This window comes from Fodinicola feengrottensis (assembly GCF_010993775.1).
GTDB classification, from domain to species: Bacteria; Actinomycetota; Actinomycetes; order Mycobacteriales; family HKI-0501; genus Fodinicola; species Fodinicola feengrottensis.
Genome location: NZ_WOTO01000047.1, coordinates 20,137 through 41,494, shown reverse-complemented (window position 1 = coordinate 41,494; position 21,358 = coordinate 20,137). Strand labels below are relative to the sequence as shown.

Genomic DNA, 21,358 nt, shown 5'->3' with positions numbered 1-21,358 from the left:
GATAAGAGTCGTACGCGCCGGCCGTACCAGCCCAGTGGGTGACGCGGCGGTCTCATAGCCGAGTGCGGCCACTTTGGACAGTGCCGCGCGGTCGATGGCGGTGCTGATGGCCTTGCGTACGGGCACACTGTCCAGCGGTGCGCGTTTGAGATTGGAGACCAGGTTGACCAGCCCGTCGGCCGGATACCAGTACTGGTTGTGCGCCTTGTCTTTGTTGACGAAAATCTGGTCGACGTGCGCCACGAAACCGCCGGACCAGTCTAGCCGGCCCTGGCCGAGCAGGCTGTCGAAACTGTTCGCGGACACGGTCGGGAACTGGATCTTCTTCACGCTGATCTTGCCGGCCTGCCAATAGGTCGGATTGGCCTTGTACGTATAGACCTGAGGGCTGAAGGTGTCCAATGTGTACGGTCCGGTGCCGATCGGGTTCGGATCGGTGAACGTCATCGGATCCTTGCCGGTGTAAACATGTTCGGGCACCGGGGTGATGGCGCCGATCTCTTAGCGTCTGGGCATAGCCGGGCTGGTCGAAGCTGAGCACGACGGTTTTGGCGTCCGGCGCGGTGGCTGACGTGTCGGTGACGTTCGTGATGTTCAGTGCGGGATTCTTGCGCAGCAGGTCGAAGGTGAAGGCGACATCCTTGCTGGAGAAGGGTTTGCCGTCCGACCAGCGAACTCCGGTGCGGATGTCGATGGTGAGTTTGTGGCCGCCGTCGGACCACTGCGACGAAGTGGCCAGCCACGGCGTCGCCTGGTCGGGTTTCATCGGCGTGTAAATGGTCAGCGGCTCGTAGATCAGGCCGCGCGCGCCGGCGTTCACCGCGGTCGAGAAGGGGTTGAAATTGCGCTGGTAGCTGGCCGCGGAGTCGGCCATCACCACCAAAGTGTCCTTCGCTGCGGCCGCCTGACCGGCGCCGGCACCACATCCTGCGAGGCCGGCGGTGGCCAGCACAGTCGCCGAGAGAGCCGCGATGAGCGGGCGTCGCATGGGATGCTCCTTATTGCGAAAGGGAAGTCGTGATCGCGGCGAGGTCGGCGCGCATCAGCTGGAACCGCCGGGTGACCGAGAAGCCGGCCTGTCGGTAAAGGTGGCCGGCGGGACTGACCTCACCGGTCCAGAGGAACCACGCGGTGTGCAGTCCCTCGGCCCGCATCGCGGACAGCGTCTGGTGCAGCAGTATTTTTCCCAGCCCCGCTCCGCGCAACTCGCCGTCCACGCCGAACGGACCAAAGCGCTCCGCAATGCCGCGGTAGGCCGCGTACATCGCGAAGCCGACCACCTGGTCGTGCCGCCAGGCCACTCGAATCCGGCCCAGCCCATGGCCGTGTCGCAGGGATTCCCGGATAGCGTCCGCCCAGTCCGGCGCGAAACCGTTGGCAGCGAAGGAAAGCAGTGCCGGGATTTCGCCCTCGGTGGGGATGTCGAAGCGGTAGCCCTCGGTCGTACGGCGATCTCGCAGGTGGACGACATCGGCGGGCATCGCATACCCGACCAGCGTTCGGTCCATCGCCACTGGCTCGCCGCGCACCTCGAATCCGGCCCTGCGCAGGAACAGGTCGCCGTCCGGATAGGCGGCGGCCTCCAGGCCGGGGACGAAATAGTTCGGGGGTGTAGCAACCGAAGTCCACGATCGTACGACCCGCATCCAGTAGAAAGTCCACAGTGGACCGCAACAACTGTTGCCCGACCCCACTGTGCCTCGCGGCCGGCGTGACGAACAGAAACGGAATCCAGCCGAGGTCGGGCTGCAGGTCGGTGCCGCTGGCGGGGGTGAGCCGCCGAACGGCGTACGCACAACCCACCAACTCGCCGTCCGCCTCGGCCACCAACAACCCGGCCGGGTCGAAATTCTGGTCCAGCAGAACGTATTCGAAGAACCAGTCCCGATCGACCGGGTCGAACCGGATGCTGTCGTTCCAGCCCGCGACGATCCGGTCCACGTCGGTGGACCGAAAAGGCCGGTAACAGATCTCGGTCATTCCGCGGCCTTTCCGGACAGAGTGCGTGGCTGTGGGCAGGTTACGGAGGAGGCAAGATCAATGTCAATGATTAACGAGTACGCCGGCGGGCCGCAGCGGGCCCGTACGCTGCGACAGGTTCGTAAATGTCCACCGAATGGGACGGTGTCCAACGGTCGTCAGAGCCGGCCAGGAACCGTTCGCGACGGTGAGTCGAATCGCGGTTGAGCTGCGGGGTAATCGTTGTAAAGAAATTCGGCAGTAACACCGCGCCATCGATCGAGGTGGGGTTGATGCCGAGGTAGTTGGTGGAGTGGAAGCCGTACGTGTCGGCTCGGCTGCCTGAGGAAAAACTGACTGGACCGAATGTCAGCTCAGGCTGGATACGGGTACGACAAGATCCCCGGATCCACCCAGGAAAGCGGCGAGTCGATCGCCCCCAGCACCTCGTCGGTCGGTGCCGACTCCCGAAGAGCGGAACTGCCCCAGAGCAGATCGATCATGAACCGACGGCCGGATGCGGCCGGCCGCCAGTCAAAGTCGGCCGGATAACGCTGGCGGATCTCGGTCAGCATCGCGATCGCGGTGCGTACTGGCCGCAATTGCGCCGGGTCGGTGAGGTGCAACTGCACGCCGTGCACCAGTTCCCCAGCGAATTTCCCGAAAGTCGGAACGTACGACAGCGCCCGAAAACGTACGCCAGGAAGCTCCCGATCGTTCAGCGCCGGCGCCAACCGGTTGTCGACGTAAGGCGCGCCGATGATCTCGAACGGCCGGGTGGTGCCGCGGCCCTCGGAAAGATTGGTGCCCTCAAACAAACCGGTACCCGGATAGACCAGCGCGGTGTCCGCGGTCGGCATGTTCGGGGACGGGAAAAACCCACGGCTGGCCGGTGTCGGCCGCCAGCATCCGCCGATCCCAACCGGTCATCTCGATGACCCGCAAGTCCGCGGGACGGCCGGCGTCGGCAGGGATCGCGTCGGTGTTCAGCCAACGGGCCAATTCACCGTACGTGAGCCCATGCCGGATCGGAATCGCGGCCCTGCCCCACGAAACTGCTGAATCCGGGCTGCCGGATCGGGCCCTCGGCACGTAGACCCCCGAGGGGATTGGGGCGATCCAGCACGGCGAGGGTGATGCCGGTACGAGCGGCCGCCGCCATCAGGTCGTACATGGACCAGACGTACGTGTAGAACCGCGTGCCCACGTCCTGCAGGTCGACGGCGAGCGTTTTGATGCGGGACGCCATCAACATGGCGTCCAGCTCGGCGCCTTTGTGTTTGTACGTGTCAAAAACCGGCAGTCCGGTGACCGGATCGCGGTCCGCCGCCTCGCTTTCGCCGGCCTGCGCGGTGCCGGTCAATCCATGCTCCGGACCGAAAAGCGCCGTCAGCCTTACGCCCGCGTCCACAGCGGCGAGAGCGGACGGCCGCAGATCGGCCAGTACGCCAGTGTGGTTGGTCAGCAGCCCGACCGGGCCGTCCAGCAACGACGGATCCGAGCACAGCCGCTGGATCCCGATCCGTACGGTCATCACCGCCCCGGGCACGTCCACCGGCAGCCGGCCACCGGCCCGGCTGCGGCCAGTCAGCACCTGGCCGACAGCCTCGAGGGCGAGTGCGTCGTCGCCGTAGCTGAGCACCCAGGTGTCGCCGGCACCAAGGCCCGCGTCGTACGGCTCGCGAATCGCTACTGCGGTGAATCCGGTGTCGACAGCGTCGAGCAGCGCCTGCTGGCCAGGCCAGCGCCAGGCCGACCGGGTGACCAGAACGGTCCGGTCGGCCGCCCCGGCGACTTCGGCGGCTCGTACGACCGCGGCCTGGTCCGGATCGCTGCCGGTGTCGACGGCGATCACCTGCGCACCGGCCGCGCTCAAGGCGGCGGCCAGCGCGTCCGCGCCGGTCGCGAGGCAGCCGACCAGGGCCACCGATCCGCTGGTCACCGGGCGCAGCGGCGAGCCGAGCACGGTGATGCCGGCGAGCGCCAGCGCAAGGGCGCCCCCTGGATGCGACGGGTTGTCGACCTCCAGGTGCAGGCCGTCGAACAAGCCGAGCCGGCGCTTGAGCCGCAGCACTCGCCCCACGGCTTGGTCGAGGCGTTCCATCGGCACCCGGCCGGAATCCACCGCGCGTACGACAGCGGCGATCGCGGCCTCCACGTCGGCCGGCATCAGCAGCTGGTCGGCGCCGGCGAGCAGGGCTCGTACGGCCGCCTCCTCGGCCCCGTGCCGCTCCCGCGCGCCGGCCATGTCCAGCGCGTCCGTGACGACGACACCGTCGAAGCCCAGTTCGGTGCGCAGCAGGCCGGTCAGGATCGGCTCGGACATGGTGGCCGGCTCGCCGGACGGATCCAGCGCGGGCATCGCGAGGTGGGCGCTCATGACCGCATCCACACCGGCCGCGATGGCGGCCCGGAACGGCGGCGCGTCGATCTTGCGCCAGGTCTGCTGGTCATGCTCGATGACCGGCAGGCCGAGGTGGCTGTCGGTGGCGGTGTCGCCATGGCCGGGAAAGTGCTTCACCGTGGCCGCGACTCCGCTGTCCTGCATGCCCTGGACCTGCGCGGTCACATACTCGGCGACCTGCGCCGGGTCGGAGCCGAAGGACCGTACGCCGATCACCGGGTTCGCCGGGTTGACGTTGACGTCCGCGACCGGCGCGTAGTTCTGGTTGATGCCGAGCGCGCGCAATTCGGCGCCGATGATCCGGGCCGCCTCGCGGGCCGCGCCCGGGTCGCCGGTCGCCGCCAACGCCATCGCGCCGGGCACCGCGAACGCGGGCGTACGCAGCCGCGCGACGGTGCCGCCTTCCTGGTCGGTAGCGACCAGGAGTGGCACTCCAGAGGAATGGGTGGCGCGTTGCACGGCCGCGGTCAGCTCGGCCACCGTCGCCGGGTCGTCGCCACCTGCCTGACCAGGGAAGTAGCACACTCCGCCGACCCGATAGCGGTCCACCAGCTCACAGGTCTGGGCCACCGAATCCAGCTGAACAGCGCCGGCACGCTGGTCGGGCGGCAGCCGCAGCGCGTTCGGCGAATGCCTTCCCACCGGGATGACGAAGAGTTGGCCGACCTTGTCGGAGACAGTCATTTGGGACAGCTCGCGGCGCCCGGAAGTCGAAGATGACATCGGTTTGAGACTAGTCGCCATTGCGGTGCGAGATTGCCGTACGACACATCGTGCGGCTTCGTTAAGGTGGGCTGATGGCAGGTGCGGTCGGACGCAAGGCCGGTGGCGGCACCGGCGCAGCTGTGGATGGCCGCCGGTCCCGGTGGGACAACCACCGGGCTCAGCGCCGCGCGGAGTTCGTCGAGGTGGCGACCAGCGCGGTGGAGGAATATGGGCCGAGTACGTCGACGGCGCAGATCGCCGATCTGGCCGGCGTCGCCCGGCCGATCCTCTACCGGCACTTCAAGGATAAGGACGACCTGCACCGGGCGATCGCCCAGCGGGCCGTCGCGATGCTGGTCGAGCAGCTCACCGGGCGGCTCAGCGAGGTCGGGTCGGCCCGCGAGCTGATCACCCAGACCGTCGACACATACCTGCAGTTCCTGGAAAAACACCCGCATCTGTATCGTTTCGTTGTGCAGTACGCGGCCTTCACCCGTACCGGCGCCGATGTGGTGGCGGACGTGAAAGGCGCCCTCGCCGCGCATGTCGGCACGCTGTTCCACCGCTTCCTGCAGCGCTCGGGCAAGGACGACGTGCTGGTCGACGCGATGGCCTTCGGGGTGATCGGCTTCGTCGAGTCGGTCGGCAACTGGTGGCTGGAGAACCGGTCCGCGATGGACCGCGCGCCGGTGTCGGAGATGCTCTGCGGCAGCATCCTGCGCAGCATTCGCGGCGCGCTGAAGGACCGTGGCCTGGATCTGGACCCGGACGAGCCGTTGCCCTGGTTGCAGGAGTGACCGGACCGACCGGGCGGGTGCCCATCTCGCCGGTTCCCGGCTACAGCAACCTCCGGGTGCTGGCTCGCGGCGGCTACGCCACTGTGTACGTGGCCACCCAGACCTCGATTGGGCGTGAAGTCGCGCTCAAGATCGACACGCGGTCCGTGGAGGACGAGCGTGACCGGCGGCGATTCCTGCGGGAGGCGCAGGCGGCCGGCCGGCTGTCCGCGCACCCGAACATCGTGCCGGTGTACGACGCCGGCGTGACCGGCGACAGCCACCCGTACCTGATCATGGAGCTCTGCACCGGCGGCTCGTACGCGGCGCTGCTGAAGCGCAACGGGCCGCTGGAGGAGCGCCGGGTCCGGGACATCGGGGTGAAGATCGCCGGCGCGCTGTCGGCCGCGCACAGCGCCGGCATCCTGCACCGGGACGTGAAGCCCGGCAACATCCTGATCAGGGCCTTCGGTGAGCCAGGGCTGGCCGACTTCGGGCTGGCGTCGATGCTGCACTCGCAGCGTTACACCTCGCTGGCGTTGGACGCGCTGACTCCGGCGTACTCGGCGCCGGAGGTCTTCAAGGCCGAGCGGCGCCCGACCACGGCCGCGGACGTCTACTCGCTTGGCGCCACCCTCTACGCGCTGCTGACCGGTTCGGTCGGCCGCCGCGCTGGCCGGCCAGCGGGACGCCGTCCCTGGCGACCGTCGTCATGCTGCAGGAACGCCCGATCCCGGACATCGCGGAGGTGTCCGCCGAGTTCGTCGAGGTGCTCCGGCATTCGATGGCGAGCGACGTCGACGAGCGCTACGACACCGCGGACGCCTTCCAGTACGCGTTGGAGTCGCTGTCCCTGCCACCGCCTGGCTCGACCACCACCTCGCTGCACAAGTACATCCCGGAAGGCGAATATCTGCCGGAAGGCGGGCACCCGGCCGGTCTCTCGTCCACCGGGTCGCCGTCTCTTTCGCCTGGTCACACGTCCGGTTCCCCGAGTTGGGGCAGTCCTTCCGGTCCGCCGACCGGTGGTTCCCCCTCCAGCGGTCCGCCGTCCAGCGGCCCCTCCTTCGCCTGCGGCAGGTCCGGTACCGCAGTCGGCGGCGACCGGCCGGATGCCGATCCCGGGGCCGCTCGTACGCTCGCCCGGCTATCCGCCGCCAGCGGGGCAGGCGCCGTCTTTTTTTCGGCCCGGTGGACAGTCAGGCCAGCCTGGACTTTTTGTCCCATCGCCCGGACCGGGACAGCCACCTGCCCGTCCGCCAGCCGTACCGCCGGTGCCACTGCCACCAGGCGGCGGTTCGTACAGTGGCCAGCCCGGGATCGCTCAGCCGGGCATTGTCCAGCCGGGTGTCTCGGGCGGTGGTCCGTACGGCGGTGGACAGGGGTATCCGGTGCCGCCGCCTCAGGTCGGACGCCCCACTGGGCCGTACGTGGTGACCGCGCGGCCGTCCGCTGGGCAGCAACCGGCCGGCCAGGCCGAGACCACGTTCCTGTCGCGCTTCTCCAACGGCCAGCTCGTCCTGATCACCGCTGGCGTGGTGGTCGCCGCCGGCATCGTCATCGCGGCCGTGGTCGCGGTGGTCCTCATCCTGAACCACTGAACTGCTGGGTTACTGAATCCCGAGTCGCTGGCGCCACCACGAGCTTGACGTTTGGTCGCCACCATCGGGCGTGTCGACGACGACGAAACGTCAAGCTCGCGACGGGTTCTGCTAGCGGGCGCGGCGGGCCAGGCGCTCGTGGTCCAGGAGGACGACGCTCTTGCCCTCCAGGCGGAGCCAGCCGCGGGAAGCGAAGTCAGCGAGGGCCTTGTTGACCGTCTCGCGGGAGGCGCCGACCAGTTGGGCCAGCTCCTCCTGCGTCAGGTCGTGGGTGACCCGCAGGGTGTTGCCTTCGCGAGAGCCGAAGCGGGCGGCCATCTGGAGCAGGTTCTTGGCCACTCGTCCGGGCACGTCGGTGAAGATCAGGTCGGCGAGGGCGTCGTTGGTACGACGCAGTCGCCTCGCCAGCACGCGGAGCAGCTGCTCAGCGATCTCCGGGCGATTGGTGATCCACGGCCGCAACGCCTGTTGGCGCAGTCGGGCGATCCGCGCGTCGGTCACCGCGACCGCGGTGCCGGTCCGCGGCCCCGGGTCGAACAGCGACAACTCGCCGAACATGTCGCTGGGGCCGAACACCGCGATCATGTTCTCCCGACCGTCGGCGGCCCGGCGGCCAATCTTCACCTTGCCGGCCTCGACGATGTAGAGACTGTCGCCGGGGTCGCCCTCGGAGAAGATGACCTGGCCGCGTGGGGCGTCGAGATGCTCCAACTGGGCAGCCAGCGACTCGGCGGCGTCCGGGTCCACTCCTTGGAACAGACCTGCCCGCGCGAGCACTTCATCCATGTCCGCACCTCCGCGTACTGAGAACACGATCATCAGGACCGCGCCGTGAGTCTAGGGCTCTTTGCCGTCGGATGTGCGGTTAGGCACGGCCTGCGGTGCAGAAACTGCCTTTTCGGCGGTGATCATCGGGTTGCGAACGGTGATCCACCCCTGATCAGCCCACTGTGACCGTACGCCGGCACCTGCCCGCCGCGGCAATGCGGCGGCACCCGGAGCGCGTTTGTGTCGTCTTGCCGCCGTAGTCTTTGCGAGGTGACCGGTGCCGCGCCGCGGTGAGTCCTGCAGCCTCTTCTGCCAAGCCGAAAGCGGCCGAGTCGCCGCTGTCGCTGACCAGGCGGGCCCGCAAGATGCACAAGATCCTCGCCGACACCCACCCGGACGCGCATTGCGAGCTGGATTTCCGCAGTCCGCTGGAGCTGGCGGTGGCCACCATCCTGTCCGCGCAGTGCACCGACAAGCGGGTGAACGAGACGACCCCGGCGCTGTTCCAGCGCTATCGGTCCGCCGCCGACTACGCCGGCGCCGACCGGATCGAGCTGGAGGAGATGATCCGGTCCACCGGCTTCTACCGGAACAAGACGTCCTCGCTGATCAAGCTCGGGCAGATGTTGGTGGAGAAGTACGACGGCGAGGTGCCGGGCCGGTTGGAGGACCTGGTCACCCTGCCGGGCATCGGTCGCAAGACCGCGAACGTGGTGCTCGGCAACGCTTTCGACGTGCCGGGCATCACCGTGGACACGCATTTCGGTCGGTTGGTCCGGCGGTTCGGCTGGACCGCCGAGGAGGACCCGGTCAAGGTCGAGTTCATTGTCGGGGACCTGATCCCGAAGAAGGACTGGACGATGCTGTCGCACCGGGTGATCTTCCATGGCCGCCGGGTGTGTCACGCCCGCAAGCCGGCCTGCGGTGCCTGCACGTTGGCCTCGCTCTGCCCGTCGTACGGGACAGGTCCCACTGACTATGCCGACGCGGTCAAGCTGCTCAAGGGCCCGCGAGTCGACGAACTGGCGGCGATGGTCAAGCCATGAGGAGGCGGTGGGGGCGATCCTGGTGCTCGCCGTGGCGGCCGCGATCGCGCTGGTGAGCTGCGCTGGGACGCCCAGCGGGGGCACCGAGGCTGCCCAGACGAGCAACGCTGGACAGTTCCACGGGTCCGGCTTCGCCGCGTGCCCACCGGCCGCTCGGACCGCCGCTGGTAACGCTGCCAAGAGCGCCGGGCAACGGCTGCCGGCAGTGCCGCTGACCTGCATGGACGGCTCCGGTCGGAGCGTGCGACTGGACCAGCTGACCGGGAGGCCGATGGTGGTCAACCTGTGGGCTTCCTGGTGTCAGCCGTGCGGTCAGGAGTTGCCGGCCTTCGCCCGGCTGGCCGCTTCGGCGGGGCAGACTCTGGTTGTGCTGGGCGTGTCGACCAAAGACGATCCGGGCCGTGCGGTGGCCGCCGGCCGCGATGTCGGTGTCCGGTTCGCCAACGTGTTCGACCCTGACGTGGCGGTCGAGCGCAGCCTCGGTCGTACCAACCTGCCCATCACCCTGCTGATCGGCCCGGACGGTGTCATCCGGCACGTGTACGCGGGGCCGGTGCTGACCGACGCGGCGCTGGCACAGCTGGTCCAGCAGTATCTGGGGGTGCCGGTCCGGTGACGATGCCGCTGCCGGACTGGATGGACAAGCTCGTCGACGCGGTCAGCGGCGGCTTCGAGTCGCCGCTGGACCGCTACCGGCGGGACATCGAGCCGATCGGGCGGCCGGCCGCGGTGCTGATGCTTTTGGCCAGAACGCGCCGAACGTGACCGGTGACGGGGTCGTGCCCGGACCGGACATCCTGTTGCTGGAACGGGCCGCCACCCTGCGCAATCACGCTGGCCAGCCGGCCTTTCCTGGCGGTGCGGTCGATCCGGAGGACACCGGCGTGGAGCAGACCGCGCTGCGGGAGGCGAACGAGGAGACCGGGCTTGACCCGTCGTCCGTACGTGTCGTCGCGAGCCTCCCGCCGCTGCCGGTGCCGGTTTCCCGTTTCCTGGTCACGCCGGTGCTGGCCTGGTGGGAGCGGCCGCACCCGGTCGCCCCGTTGCACCGCGAGGAAGTGGCCTCGGTCACCCGGGTGCCGGTGTCCGAGCTGGTCGACCCGGCGAACAGGGTGACAGTCAGACACCCGGCCGGTTATGCGAGCCCGGGTTTCGCCGTCCGGGGCATGGTGGTGTGGGGGTTCACCGCCGCGCTGGTGTCCGGGTTGCTGGATATCGGCGGCTGGACGGTGCCCTGGCACCCTGAGCGCGTTTTGGACGTTCCTTCTACGAGCAGTGATCTTGGCCTATCGGAGGAGGAGCGGTGACCGGCAGCGTTGTCGACATCGTGCTGGTCGTCGTGGTGATCCTGTTCGCCATCAACGGATACCGGCAGGGGTTCGTGGTCGGCCTGCTGTCCTTCGTGGGCTTCATTGGCGGCGCCCTGCTCGGTCTGCAGCTGGCTCCGTTGATCGCCGAGCGGATCGAGGACCCGCTGTGGCGGCTGGTGGTCGCGCTGGTGATCGTGTTCCTGGTGGCCAGCGCCGGGCAGGCGCTGGCGGTGATCCTCGGTTCGGCCGTCCGGGACCGCCTGAAGAACCGCGGCGCGCGTACGGTCGACAGCCTGGGCGGCTCGGGCCTGTCCATCATCGCCGTGCTGCTGGTGGGCTGGATGGTCGCGGTGCCGCTGGCCCGGGCACCGTTCCCGGCGCTGTCGTACCAGGTGAACCACTCGGCGATCATCCCGGCGATCAACAGGGTCGTGCCGACGCCTGTGCAGCAGCGGCTGTACGCGTCCTTTGCCAGCACCATCGACACCGGTGACTTCCCGGACATCTTCGACCCGCTGACGCCGACCAAGGTGCCGTCGGTGGCCGCGCCGAACTCGGCGCTGGCGAACTCCGCCGTCGTGCGGGCGGCGCACCCGTCGATCCTGAAGGTCATCGGCGACGCGCCCAGCTGCAGTCGGCGGCTGGAGGGGTCTAGCTTCGTGATCTCGCCGCACCACGTGCTCACCAACGCGCACGTCGTCGCGGGCGTCACCGAGGACCTGCATATCGTGATGAACGACGGCACCACGTTGCCGGCGACGGTCGTCCTCTACAACCCCGAGCACGACGTTGCCATTCTGGACGTGCCGGGCCTGAATGCTCCAGTGCTGTCATTTGACTCGTCCGCGAACAACGACGCGGACGCGATTGTGCTCGGCTATCCGGGCGACGGTCCGTACACGGCCACCCCGGCTCGGATCCGGGACACCCGGGAGCTGATCGGCCCGGACATCTACAAGCAGCAAACGGTGCACCGGGAGATTTTCTCGCTGCGTACGCAGGTGCACAGCGGCAACTCCGGCGGCCCGCTGCTGAGCACCGACGGCCAGGTCTACGGGGTGGTGTTCGCCGCGTCGCTGGACGACGCGGACACCGGTTACGCGCTGACCGCCAAGGAGGTCGCGCCGGACGTGTCCGCCGGCCGCAACCTGTCGAACCCGGTCAGCACCGGCACCTGCAACCCCGAATAACTACCCCTGCTTCAACCAGTGCAGCAGGAGGTCGTTGACCTCGTCGGCTGCTTCGGCGTGCGGGAAGTGACCGATCTGGGGAAGCAGCCGCCAGTCGTACGGGCCGGTGGCGTAGCGCCCCGAGCCGTGCGCGGTGGACGCGAGGATGTTGGTGTCCAGAGCGCCATGCACCTGCAGCACCGGGCCGTCGATCGGCTGCGCGAGCAACTCGGCGAACCGCCAGCCGCTCGGTCTGGGCAGTGACCGGACCGCCCAGCGGAAATACTCCAACGCGCAGAAAGCCGCCTGGCTGATCGCGAAGGCCTGCCGGCAAACCGTTTCGTAGTCGGCGAAATCCGCGGTCGTCGTCCACTGTGGAGCGGACCACTCGCGGAGCATCCGGCCGACCTGCGCACTGTCGTCGCGGGTGAGCCGGTGCTCGTACCGGGGCAGTTGGTAGAGCCCGAGCCGGCGGCTGGCGCGCTGCTGCGCCGGGTCCGCGGCGAGCGCGGACCGCAGCCGGCGCGGGTGCGCGCTGCCGATCATCATCGCGACCCGCCGGACCGTACGCGGGTACAAACAGGCGGTCGTCCACGCCAGGTAGCCGCCGAGGTCGTGGCCCACCAACGCGGCGTCCCGCTCGCCCAGTGCGCGGACCAGCCCCGCCACATCGCTGGCGAGCGTGTAGCCGTCGTAGCCGCGCGGCGGTTTGTCACTGGCGCCGTATCCGCGCAGGTCCACCGCGACGGCCCGGTACCGGCCGCCACCAGCGGTTCGATCTGGTGTCGCCAGGTCCACCAGAACTCCGGGAAGCCGTGCAATAGCAGCACGAGCGGACCCTGGCCGGCCTCGACGACGTGGAAGCGGCTGCCGTTGGCGTACACCCCGCGGTGTCTCCACGGGCCGTCGATGAGGACCACCGACTCGTCCGCCCTCCGCATCGATCCAGCGTGTCACACCGCGATTCGACGGCTCGTACGGTTGCCAATATATAACAGTGCTATGTATTCTGGTCACGTGACGTGACCGCGGACGTCCATGCCATGGGCCGTGTTGACCGCTCGCCGGAGTTGCTCCCGGTGGCGGACGAGCCGCTGCGCGCGATCGCCGACAGCCTGGTGGACACCACCAGTCGGCTGATCCGGATGGTGGCCCGAGAGCGGGCCGGCGCTGGCACGTTGCCCAGTTCGCAGGTCCTGTTGCTCGCGCTGTTGGACGATCTCGGCTCGACCCGGATCACCCGGCTGGCCGAGTACGAGCACTGTTCGCAGCCGGCGATCACCGCGCTGGTCGCCCGCTTGGAAGTGCAGGGGTTGGTGCGCCGAGACGCGGACGAGTCGGACCGGCGAGCGGTGCTGGTCTCCATCACCGATTTCGGGCTGGCGCGACTGGCGGAGTCTCGGCGTGCGCTCAGTGCCCGAATTATGATGATCTTCGATGACTTATCGGCAGACGAACAGCGCAGACTCGGCGAGGCTGTGACCGAAATTCAGACACTTTTAGGGCTTTCCGGTCGGCCGGTGGACCCGAGAAGTGATACAAAGCACGTGTCCGGCCCGGTGCCGGGCGCCTGACTCGACACACACAGCCGAGGAGGCGACAGCGGTGGGATATGAACCAGTACGGGACCCCGCTGGATCATCAGAAGGCCAGGAATCGTTTTCCCCCTCTCCTCAACCGGTGATTGCCGGCTTCGACGGCTCGCCGTCGAGTGAACACGCACTGGCATATGCGGCCGGCCTGGCGCGGCGGCTCGGCACCCGGCTGGTGGTCGTCTACGTACGTTCGACCGGCACCGTGATGCCGACCGGCTTCGGCGCCCTGGACGTGCTGCCCGACGACATCGCCGACTCCGATCTGATCCATCAGGTCGGGGACGTGCTGTCGTGTTGCGTGGTGCAGTGGGAGCTGGTGGAGCGGATGGGATCGCCGGACCGGGAGCTGCTCGCGGTCGCCGACGAGCTGCGCGCGGACGCGGTGGTGGTCGGTCGCTCGGCCTCCCGGCTGCATCGGCTGGTGGGCTCGGTGGCCGGCCGGATCGTCCGGCGCTGCGACCAACCAGTCGTCGTCGTTCCCTAGTCGTTGTTGTAACGACAGACGCTCTGGTAGCAGCGATTTCCTTTACATCGTTGCAGAATCTTTCTGGCGAGCTTTTGTTCGTACGCGGAGTAAAATGCTGGCGAGCACCGCGGCCAGCACCGATCCGATCATGACCGCCAACGTGATGCGTTGACTGTGTGCGCTGTCCGTGAAAGACAGTTCGGTAATCAGTAGGCTCACGGTGAATCCGCAGCCCGCCAGCAGGGCCACCGCGATCAAGTCCGGGACTTGCATTCCGTCCGGCAACTGGCCGAGGCGCAGCCGTACGGCGGCCAGTGCCCCGCCCGCTACGCCCACGAGTTTCCCTACCACCAGACCGAAAATGACCGCGATCGCGACGCGATCGGTGAACACGCCAGCCAACGCGCCAGCATTTACCGGCACGCCGGCGGCAAAGAACGCGAAGAGCGGCACGCAGACACCGGCCGACACCGGGCTCAGTAAATGTTCCATCCGGACCGCCGGCGGCAGTTCCTCCACCTCGTCTTTCTTTACCCTGGTGAGCAATCCGAGCGCGATACCGGCCAGCGTCGGGTGCAGGCCGGCGGCATGCACGGCCACCCAGACCGCGATCGCGAGTGGCACGTAAATCCATGGCGTACGAATCCGGCCGTACTGCAGCAGCCAGTAAACCGCCAGCAGGACAATGGACACCCCCAACGCGATGAGCGACAACTTTTCGCTGAACAGCACGGCAATCAACAGGATCGCGCCGAGATCGTCCACAACCGCGAGGGAAAGCAGGAAAATGCGTACGCCGCTGGGCAGTCCAGGAGCGCTGATCGCCAACACCGCCAAAGCGAAAGCGATGTCGGTGGCCACTGGCACCGGCCAAGCCGACGAAATTCCGTGAGCCCCGAATCCGACCGCCAGACAAACCACCGCCGGCACCACCATGCCGGCTATCGCGGCGATCGCCGGCAGCGCCGCCCGGCGTACGGACGACAGCTCGCCGACCACCAACTCACGTTTGAGTTCACATCCAGCCACGAAAAAGAAAACCGCGAGCAACCCGTCCTTTGCCCAACTGTCCAGGCTCAGCCGCAGATGCAGCACGTCCGGCCCAACGGTGAATGCCTTTATTGTCTCGTACGCACCGGCTAATGGCGTGTTCGCGATCAGCACGGCCAGCGCCGCCGCGATCAGCAACAGCATCGCCGACCGTTTCGGTACGCAGCAGTCTCGCCACCTCGACGGCGGCCAGTGCGGCGGCTTTGCCGGCTTTGTGACGGGCGGCGATAACGGCGGCTCCAGGACTCGGTACGTTTCTCCAATACAGCACAGATCCTGACGTCTCGCCGGTTGACCGCGCAAAAACGGCCGGGACGCTGTCGCGCTCCGGCCGTTTTTGTTGAGCTGTCAGCGAGAAGTCTCGCCCAGCACCGGCGGTGGGGCGTCGGTGTCGTTGCCCCACACCATCTCGTCCTCGGTCAGCCAGGTCTGGTATTCCTCGTCGTGCTCGTCGGTGGCCCGTCGGCCAGTGGCAGCCATCCCACCGCCGCCTTGGCCGGCGGTTGTCGCCGATGACGGCGCAGCGGGTGCTGGACCGCTGGTGGCGGGGCCGGAGTTGGCGAGCCCGGCGCCACTGGGAAACGCGGCCGCGCCACCCGTACCGAGGCCCGCCGCCGCGCCCGAACCAGCGCCGGCGAGGCCCGGGCTGGTGAGTCCGGCGCCGGTCGTACCACTGGCTCCGGACAAGCCCGAGAGCGCACTGCCGGCCAGTCCGGTGCCGGCCGGGGTGGTGACGCCGATCGGAGTGCCATGGCTGGTGCCTGGCAACCCGTTCACGCCGGTGGTGACCTGGCCAGGTGCGCTGCCGTCGGAATGGGACAAGTGCGCGGTGCTGGCCGCTCGTACCGCTGGGCCGGCGGACACCGCGGCACCGCCGTTGGCGGTGGAAAGCGCTGGGCCGGCGCTGTTGTACTGCGACGGGAGGTGAGCTGGCGCTGCCGTCGGTGGGCCGGCGATCGCAGTGCCATGCGTGGCGAGCGCGTCGGCGTAGCTGTTCATCACGTCGACGGCCTTGTCCCGCGCCTGACTTTGCTGCTGTTTGCCATGAATGAGACCAGCGGCAGCCGCGGCCGGACTGATCAGCAGGCCCGCGCCGGCGTCCTGGGGTGGGCGCGTCGGCGGTGTCCTTCGGGTTGGGCATTTCCCGCTTGGCGTTGAGCAGCGCCGGTCGAACCGCGCTCATCGAGTCGTAGCTGGCGCTCAGGTCATTGCCCAATGCGTCCGCGAAGGTCGAGATTGCGGTCACCGCGGTGCCGTACGCCTCGAAGGCGTCACCGTGCCAGACGCCGGCCAGTTTGCGCAGGTCTGAACCGATGTCGTGCGCCAGGGTGTGGACGCTATAACGCTGGACATCGTACGTATCCGCCAACTCGTTCACAGCGTCTGGCTCACCGGACATCAACTGCTGGTAAAGCTGGTCATGGCTGAACTGGCTGTAGTCGGTGGTGAGGTAGAGGTCGGCGGACATGTCAGACCACCTCGCCGGGCTGGGCCAAGGTGGCGCCAACCGGGGCGATCCGGCCGGCCACGTCCTGGGCGTTGGCGTGGTTGAGCGCCTCGACCGTGGAATAGTTGTGAATGATCTGGTCGGTGCCGGCAATCGCCACCTTGATCGACTCGTGCAACCGGGTCAGCCGCTCGACATACGCATTGTTGCGGGTCCGCACGGCGGACGTGTAAACCTCACCGTCCGCCATGTTTCCCACCGGTGGCCCGCTGGGCGGGATTTTCCGCACCGCGGACAGAATCGTCTGGGCCTGGGAAAGTCGCGTCTCGAGCGCTTTCCGGAAATCCTGCAACGAGTCGATATCGAACTCGACATCCATGTCTTACTCCCCGTGTAGATCTGGCAGTGAGTCCACCCGCCTGCACACAGCTTAGCCGTTCTGCCCGAGTTTGTGGCCGTGGTTATCCACATTCGCTGGTCAACCAGCGGAAAAAAAACGGCTACCGGTTATTCGCACTGGTGGTAGCGGGATTCCGGGCGGCCGCGGCGGACAGCGTCGGACCGGTCGGCAACAGGCTGAGCACATTGGTCGGTACCAGTTGCGGATCCACCCCGGTGTATCCCAGCGCGGCCAGATCCGCCGGCGAACCGATCGGAAAGCGCATTCCGGTGTCGGTGATCAAATAAAGCGTGCCGGTGGTGACACCAGTGGCGGGCAAGTCGCGTACGATCGCGCCGCGACCGCCTGGGACAACGATCCGATTCGCGGTCGGCTCGGCCGAGTTTGTCGCCGATGCGGTCGAATTCTGGCTGCTGAAGCCGGCCGGTGTGGAGCTGACAGCGAACAACTGAACGGTATTGCCGCCGGAGGTGGACAGTCCGGATTTTGGCAGCCCGGATTTTGGCAGCATCGCGCAAACGCTCGCGGTCGGGCCGTTCATCATCGCTTCCAGCCGCGGCACGGCGTCCGGATAGCCGGTGGGGACCTGCTCGGCGGTGCTGGAATGGTGTTGCGCGTACGTACTGGGATCAAGGGAAGTCGGGGTTCGGCCGCCGAGCAGGAGTTTGGCCGCGGTTTCCCCGAGCGGCGCGAGGCCGTCCGGGAGGACCGTCAAATACTGGGCGGTCGTACCGATCTGAAAGACCTGACCGATCTTGGTCGGTGTCCCCTCAATCGCCGGTCCCGGCTGGCCGTTGTTCGCGATGGTCGGTTCCACCAGGTCGGGGCCGGCTGGCACGGCATTCAGGAAAGCTGCGCCGACCTGCACGACTTCGGCGCTCGCCCAGCCCAGCGCGGCGCGCTCGCCATATGCGTTTGGCACCCGCAACCGTTCGCCGTGCCAGAGCAGGTAAAGCTCCTGACTGCCCTGCGGTGAGACCAACACCCCGGAGTCGCCCAGCGGCTTGCCGCCGGCCGACAGGCCAATCGCCACTCCGACGTACAACTGCGAGTCGACGTCAGACACGTCGTTGCCGGTGCAGACTGTCCATGGCGCGTTGACGAGTTGTTCGCTGCTGGGCAGCGAATCCGGCGCGCCCGGGATGCCGAAAGAATCGCCGCGCGGTACGCCGGCGAGGGAATTGCGGGAAACCGTGTTGATCGTCGGATTCGGCTGGCCGACGGCCAACAGCGCGGAGGTGAAATTCAGCGCTGGATGGAGTTTGCCCTGCTGGTAGACGAGCCGGCTGCCGGTTTCCTTCTCGATGGTGATCGACTGTTCGTTCTTCCAGCTGGTGTTGCCGGACGGGTTGAGGAAACCGATGACGCCAACGGCGGCCACCGCCAACACCGCGATCATCACCGAGCCGAAGACGGACAATCCCAACCGGCGCATCGGCAGGTCATTGCTTTCCGGTTCACCGCAAAGCAGGGCGGAGCCAATCCGCCGGGTGACGAACCTGTACGCCTGCAGCTGTTCTCGGCGTGAACGCACGTTTTCCCGCACCCCCGTGCCGGCAGTTGAATTATGTCTTCCGGTGTCTTCCCGCTCCATCAGCCGAGCGAGCGCCCCCCTACAATACGGCCTCATGTCACTCATTCCCACCCCGCAGCCGCGCGGCCCGGGGCGCGGCCCGGGTGGGAGCACCGCCGGGGCCGGTCGCCGGCGCTGCGATGCGCCCGGTCGTACGAGCCCGCCGCGGCCGCCTCGGCGCGGTCCTGGTTGGCCAGGTCGTCGCGCTCCAGATCGCCGCCGCCGCAGTCCTGGTCGGGATGGGCTTCGGGCTCATCGGACTGGCCGTCGGTGCGGTGGTCGCGCTGCTGGTGCTGGTTGCCACCTTCACCCCGGTCGGTGGCCGTTGGCTGTTCGAGACCGTGGTGCTGCGTTGGCGGCTGGCCACCCGCCGCCGGCGCCGGTCCCGGCCGAACATCGCCGACCACCGGCTGCGGGCGTTGACCGAGCTGGCCCCGGCGCTGGTCGTACGAGATGTGGCCGACCGGATGCAGCGGGTTGGCATCGCGTCGGATGCGGACGGCTGGTTCGCCGCGGTCGCGGTCGTCAACACCGGCGGCCTCAACGGGCTGGGTGCCGGGATGCTGCCGATCGCCGAGCTGACCGCGGTGCTCTCGGAAGGCGGCCTGCGCGGCGCCCGCCTGCAGGTCGTCACTCATGCCGTACCAGCGCCGACCACGTCACTGCCCGCTGGTTGCCCGGCTTTCGTGTCGTATCAGGACTTGCCCGGCGCCGCCGCGGTCGCCGCCCAGCGGCACACCTGGGTCGCCGTCCGGCTGCCCGCGCCGGCCGCCGCGGACGCCGCCGCGAGCCGTGGCGGCGGCCCGAACGGCGTCGGCAAGGCACTGGCCGCCATCGTCGGGCGGGTCGCGAAGGTGCTGGCCAGCGCCGGCATCGAGTACCGGATCCTGGACACCGTGGGGCTGACCGAGGCGTTGGCCCGCTGCACCGGCCTGGACGCCGCGCCGACCACCCAGGACGCAAGGATCGACGAAGGCTGGGACCGGTTGTTGGCGGACGGCGTGGCGTACGCGTCACTGGCCGTCACCCGGTGGCCCGAGCAGCGCCCCGGGGTGCCCGGCCTGTTGTCCGTACTAGCGCGCGTACCAGCGGCGATGACCACGCTGTCGGTGTCGTTGGACGACTCCGACGACGGCACGGTGTCGCTTCGTACGCTGTTGCGGGTGGCTGCGCTGCCGGCTGCCTTGCCGGCCGCTGTCGCGGCCGCGAAGAGTGCCGGCCGGGCAGGCCGGTTGCCGGCTCCGGCTGCTGCAAGGGCAACAAGCGGCCGCCATGTACGCGGCCGCACCAACCGGGGGTGGAGTGCGATGACCGGACCACACGGGGGAGCCGATCAGGGGGCCGTGGGGCCACCGCCGGTCCCTCCCATCCCTGCGGGCCCTGGCCGTCCTGTCGGTCCGTACCGGCCGACTGGTTCGTCCGGTGTTGGCGGTCCGTACGAGCCAGTCGGTTCTGCTGGGCCGCAGTCGGGTACGTCCAGTCCGTTGGGACCGACCGGTTCGGCGCCGGGGTCACCGCCGTGGCCGTCAACTGCTCCGCCTGGTCACCCGAGTCGGTGGGGCGCGCCGCCGCCGTCCGCCGCGGCGGGTCCGCCCCCGGTCCCCTCAGGGGCGTCTGGTCCCGCTTCCGGTCCACCTCCGCTCCCACCGGCCGGCCCGCACTCTGGTCAGCCGGCTGGTCCCGCTTCCGGGCCGCAGTCCGGTCGGCCGCCGGTACCCCCCCAGGTCCGGCACGTTCTGGTGCCGTAGGTCCTGGAGCGCCGCCTGCTGTCGCCCCGGTCTCTTCCAGCCGTGGCCCTGCGCTGGCTCCAGTGTCAGGCACGGCACCGACCTCAGGTCCGGTGCGTACGTCCGCGTCTGGTGCGGTTTCGTCAGGCGCGGCGCCAGTTTCCGGTGTCGGGTCGGTGTCCGGCGGCTTTGGTCCAGCGTCCGGCCTCGGGGTCAGCAACCGGCCGGGCTCGGGGACGCTGGTCTCGACCGGCCCGGTCTCGGCTGGTGTCGTCTCGGGCGTGCCGTCCTCTCGCGGGACGGTCTATGGGCGGGGTGTGCGGCCCGTCGGCGGCCCGGAGACCGAGCCGAGCGTCGACCTCGGACCACCAGCCGGTGCCGATCTGCCTGCTCACGGGCTGGCCACCGCTGAGCTGGATCGTCTTGAACTGCCCGTCGACCCGTCCGGGGTGATCCTCGGTGCTGATGTCGAGTCGCGGCCGGTGGCCATCCGGTTGTTCCGGGAGCAGTCCACCCGGCTCACGCTGATCGGTGGCCTGTGGGTGACTCGCCTGATGCTGCTGCGCGCACTCGGCGTCGGCGCCCGGATCGTCATCCAGACTCAGCGCCCCGGCGCGTGGCAGGGCTGGGGAAAATGGGCCACCGGCTTCGACGACCGCGTCGAGGTGGTCCAGACCGCGCCAATGGCCGTCGCACCTGGCTCGGCCTCGGCCCCCGTACTCGTCGTCAACGACTCCGGCCCGTCGCCGGCCCCCCTCGCCTCCGGCCTCGGCCCCTGGCAGACCCGGCTGACCGTGCTGCCAGAACTGTCCGCCTTCGGCTTCGGCGCGGTCGCCGACTCGGACCTGGTCCTGATGCAACGCCTCTCGCCGGCCGAGTCATCCCGCCGCCGGCGCTGTCCTGCGCCTGACCAGCCAAACCGCCGGCCTGATGCAGGCCATGCACGACGACATGCTGGCCCTGCTCGGCGGCGGCGCCGACGCGCTACCTCTGGGTCAACGCGACCCCCATCGAACGCGAAGCCTTCGGCCCACCCCGCCGCGGTTGAGTTTATGGCGGCAGTTCCTGCCGCGGCGCGAAGGTGTTCGCGTCGCCGGGGTGCCCAAAGGGCGGGCACCCCACCGCAGTGGCTCTGGCCGCAGTTCCTGCGGCGGCGCGTCCGGTTAGCGTCGCCGGTGCGCCCAAAAAAAACCGGGCACCCCACCGCCACGAACCTGGGCGACCTCCGGTCGCCGCGCGAACGTGGGCGGCCTACGTGCGCCGCGCGGGCGGGGGGTGGATGGAAAACTGTGTGGCTGGTTTAGCCGCGACAAGCCGTAGCGGCGCGAAATTGTCGTAGGTGTCTGTTTTTCTTTCCCCCTC

General features: G+C 68.5%; 20 protein-coding genes and 4 pseudogenes. 11 read left to right on the top strand and 13 right to left on the bottom strand.

Going from position 1 to position 21,358, the window contains the following annotated elements; all coding sequences use genetic code 11:
• Nucleotides 1-48 precede the first annotated feature (48 nt).
• The 7 genes and pseudogenes from GNX96_RS57320 to GNX96_RS57300 form a co-directional block, all read right to left on the bottom strand.
• Nucleotides 49-480 (bottom strand): annotated as a pseudogene (locus GNX96_RS57320) (ABC transporter substrate-binding protein); the annotation flags it as partial.
• 91 nt (nt 481-571) lie between these two features.
• Nucleotides 572-766 (bottom strand): annotated as a pseudogene (locus GNX96_RS65540) (ABC transporter substrate-binding protein); the annotation flags it as partial.
• Between the two features lie 232 nt (nt 767-998).
• Nucleotides 999-1,694: a GNAT family N-acetyltransferase gene (locus tag GNX96_RS34375; protein WP_163572088.1), complete on the bottom strand. Its 696-nt coding sequence runs from the start codon at nt 1,692-1,694 to the stop codon at nt 999-1,001.
• Nucleotide 1,695: 1 nt separating this feature from the next.
• Nucleotides 1,696-1,980, bottom strand: a pseudogene (locus tag GNX96_RS65535) (hypothetical protein); the annotation flags it as partial.
• A gap of 353 nt (nt 1,981-2,333) precedes the next feature.
• Complete coding sequence (locus GNX96_RS57305; RefSeq protein ID WP_279582215.1) at nt 2,334-2,819, bottom strand: DUF1343 domain-containing protein; 486 nt, start codon at nt 2,817-2,819, stop codon at nt 2,334-2,336.
• Nucleotides 2,770-3,051, bottom strand: a complete 282-nt coding sequence (locus GNX96_RS65530) for an exo-beta-N-acetylmuramidase NamZ domain-containing protein (protein WP_390624209.1) — start codon at nt 3,049-3,051, stop codon at nt 2,770-2,772. Before GNX96_RS65530 ends, GNX96_RS57305 begins: the two co-directional genes overlap by 50 nt.
• Nucleotides 2,963-5,047: a glycoside hydrolase family 3 N-terminal domain-containing protein gene (locus tag GNX96_RS57300; RefSeq protein ID WP_279582214.1), complete on the bottom strand. Its 2,085-nt coding sequence runs from the start codon at nt 5,045-5,047 to the stop codon at nt 2,963-2,965. Before GNX96_RS57300 ends, GNX96_RS65530 begins: the two co-directional genes overlap by 89 nt.
• A gap of 113 nt (nt 5,048-5,160) precedes the next feature.
• Here GNX96_RS57300 and GNX96_RS34355 point away from each other — a divergent pair, with 113 nt between their 5' ends.
• On the top strand, nt 5,161-5,865 hold the full coding sequence (locus GNX96_RS34355; protein WP_163572087.1) for a TetR/AcrR family transcriptional regulator: 705 nt from the start codon (nt 5,161-5,163) through the stop codon (nt 5,863-5,865).
• Nucleotides 5,862-7,445: a serine/threonine-protein kinase gene (locus GNX96_RS34350; protein WP_163572086.1), complete on the top strand. Its 1,584-nt coding sequence runs from the start codon at nt 5,862-5,864 to the stop codon at nt 7,443-7,445. The genes GNX96_RS34355 and GNX96_RS34350 overlap by 4 nt, the downstream gene beginning before the upstream one ends.
• A 111-nt stretch (nt 7,446-7,556) precedes the next feature.
• On the opposite strand, the gene GNX96_RS34345 is transcribed toward GNX96_RS34350, so the two are convergent.
• Nucleotides 7,557-8,231 (bottom strand): Crp/Fnr family transcriptional regulator, encoded by a 675-nt coding sequence (locus GNX96_RS34345; protein WP_163572085.1) that lies wholly within the window; start codon nt 8,229-8,231, stop codon nt 7,557-7,559.
• A gap of 347 nt (nt 8,232-8,578) precedes the next feature.
• Here GNX96_RS34345 and nth point away from each other — a divergent pair, with 347 nt between their 5' ends.
• Genes nth through GNX96_RS34320 form a run of 5 tightly spaced genes read left to right on the top strand, consistent with a single transcriptional unit; the run spans nt 8,579 to nt 11,759 of the window.
• The gene (gene nth / locus GNX96_RS34340; protein WP_163572106.1) at nt 8,579-9,259 is read left to right on the top strand and encodes an endonuclease III; all 681 of its coding nucleotides are present in this window, start codon (nt 8,579-8,581) and stop codon (nt 9,257-9,259) included.
• 7 nt (nt 9,260-9,266) lie between these two features.
• A complete protein-coding gene (locus GNX96_RS34335; protein WP_163572084.1) occupies nt 9,267-9,875 on the top strand; it encodes a TlpA family protein disulfide reductase in 609 nt (202 codons plus the stop codon).
• Nucleotides 9,872-10,024: a hypothetical protein gene (locus GNX96_RS34330; RefSeq protein WP_163572083.1), complete on the top strand. Its 153-nt coding sequence runs from the start codon at nt 9,872-9,874 to the stop codon at nt 10,022-10,024. The genes GNX96_RS34335 and GNX96_RS34330 overlap by 4 nt, the downstream gene beginning before the upstream one ends.
• On the top strand, nt 10,021-10,566 hold the full coding sequence (locus tag GNX96_RS34325; protein ID WP_163572082.1) for an NUDIX hydrolase: 546 nt from the start codon (nt 10,021-10,023) through the stop codon (nt 10,564-10,566). Before GNX96_RS34330 ends, GNX96_RS34325 begins: the two co-directional genes overlap by 4 nt.
• The gene (locus tag GNX96_RS34320; RefSeq protein ID WP_163572081.1) at nt 10,563-11,759 is read left to right on the top strand and encodes a MarP family serine protease; all 1,197 of its coding nucleotides are present in this window, start codon (nt 10,563-10,565) and stop codon (nt 11,757-11,759) included. Before GNX96_RS34325 ends, GNX96_RS34320 begins: the two co-directional genes overlap by 4 nt.
• Here the strand turns inward: GNX96_RS34320 and GNX96_RS34315 are convergent.
• Nucleotides 11,760-12,679, bottom strand: a pseudogene (locus GNX96_RS34315) (alpha/beta fold hydrolase).
• Between the two features lie 102 nt (nt 12,680-12,781).
• On the opposite strand from GNX96_RS34315, the gene GNX96_RS34310 reads away from it, so the two are divergent.
• Entirely contained in the window at nt 12,782-13,312 is a 531-nt protein-coding gene (locus GNX96_RS34310; protein WP_163572080.1) for a MarR family winged helix-turn-helix transcriptional regulator, read from the top strand.
• 31 nt (nt 13,313-13,343) lie between these two features.
• Nucleotides 13,344-13,817: a universal stress protein gene (locus tag GNX96_RS34305; protein ID WP_163572079.1), complete on the top strand. Its 474-nt coding sequence runs from the start codon at nt 13,344-13,346 to the stop codon at nt 13,815-13,817.
• A gap of 42 nt (nt 13,818-13,859) precedes the next feature.
• On the opposite strand, the gene nhaA is transcribed toward GNX96_RS34305, so the two are convergent.
• The 4 genes from nhaA to eccB all read right to left on the bottom strand — a co-directional run bounded on the left by nhaA (nt 13,860) and on the right by eccB (nt 18,230).
• Nucleotides 13,860-14,993, bottom strand: coding sequence for a Na+/H+ antiporter NhaA (gene nhaA / locus GNX96_RS34300; protein ID WP_163572078.1), 1,134 nt, complete (start codon nt 14,991-14,993; stop codon nt 13,860-13,862).
• Nucleotides 14,994-15,197: 204 nt separating this feature from the next.
• Nucleotides 15,198-15,848 carry a hypothetical protein gene (locus tag GNX96_RS34295; RefSeq protein WP_163572077.1) on the bottom strand — a complete coding sequence of 217 codons (651 nt, stop codon included), beginning with the start codon at nt 15,846-15,848 and terminating at the stop codon, nt 15,198-15,200.
• A 470-nt stretch (nt 15,849-16,318) separates the two neighbouring features.
• On the bottom strand, nt 16,319-16,675 hold the full coding sequence (locus tag GNX96_RS34290; protein ID WP_163572076.1) for a hypothetical protein: 357 nt from the start codon (nt 16,673-16,675) through the stop codon (nt 16,319-16,321).
• Nucleotides 16,676-16,796: 121 nt separating this feature from the next.
• The gene (eccB, locus tag GNX96_RS34285; RefSeq protein ID WP_279582213.1) at nt 16,797-18,230 is read right to left on the bottom strand and encodes a type VII secretion protein EccB; all 1,434 of its coding nucleotides are present in this window, start codon (nt 18,228-18,230) and stop codon (nt 16,797-16,799) included.
• 143 nt (nt 18,231-18,373) lie between these two features.
• On the opposite strand from eccB, the gene eccE reads away from it, so the two are divergent.
• Nucleotides 18,374-20,017 (top strand): type VII secretion protein EccE, encoded by a 1,644-nt coding sequence (eccE, locus tag GNX96_RS34280; protein WP_163572074.1) that lies wholly within the window; start codon nt 18,374-18,376, stop codon nt 20,015-20,017.
• Nucleotides 20,018-20,079: 62 nt separating this feature from the next.
• Complete coding sequence (locus GNX96_RS34275) at nt 20,080-21,300, top strand: hypothetical protein (RefSeq protein ID WP_279582212.1); 1,221 nt, start codon at nt 20,080-20,082, stop codon at nt 21,298-21,300.
• The last annotated feature ends 58 nt before the right edge of the window (nt 21,301-21,358 follow it).

What these genes read in the sequence shown, in the direction of transcription:
- nth (WP_163572106.1), top strand. Translation starts at nt 8,579, where the DNA reads ATGCACAAGATCCTCGCCGACACCCACCCGGACGCGCATTGCGAGCTG.
- GNX96_RS34310 (WP_163572080.1), top strand. Translation starts at nt 12,782, where the DNA reads ATGGGCCGTGTTGACCGCTCGCCGGAGTTGCTCCCGGTGGCGGACGAG.
- GNX96_RS34295 (WP_163572077.1), bottom strand. Translation starts at nt 15,848, where the DNA reads ATGAACAGCTACGCCGACGCGCTCGCCACGCATGGCACTGCGATCGCC.
- nhaA (WP_163572078.1), bottom strand. Translation starts at nt 14,993, where the DNA reads ATGCTGTTGCTGATCGCGGCGGCGCTGGCCGTGCTGATCGCGAACACG.
- GNX96_RS34290 (WP_163572076.1), bottom strand. Translation starts at nt 16,675, where the DNA reads ATGGATGTCGAGTTCGATATCGACTCGTTGCAGGATTTCCGGAAAGCG.
- GNX96_RS57300 (WP_279582214.1), bottom strand. Translation starts at nt 5,047, where the DNA reads ATGACTGTCTCCGACAAGGTCGGCCAACTCTTCGTCATCCCGGTGGGA.
- GNX96_RS34355 (WP_163572087.1), top strand. Translation starts at nt 5,161, where the DNA reads ATGGCAGGTGCGGTCGGACGCAAGGCCGGTGGCGGCACCGGCGCAGCT.
- GNX96_RS34345 (WP_163572085.1), bottom strand. Translation starts at nt 8,231, where the DNA reads ATGGATGAAGTGCTCGCGCGGGCAGGTCTGTTCCAAGGAGTGGACCCG.
- GNX96_RS57305 (WP_279582215.1), bottom strand. Translation starts at nt 2,819, where the DNA reads ATGCCGACCGCGGACACCGCGCTGGTCTATCCGGGTACCGGTTTGTTT.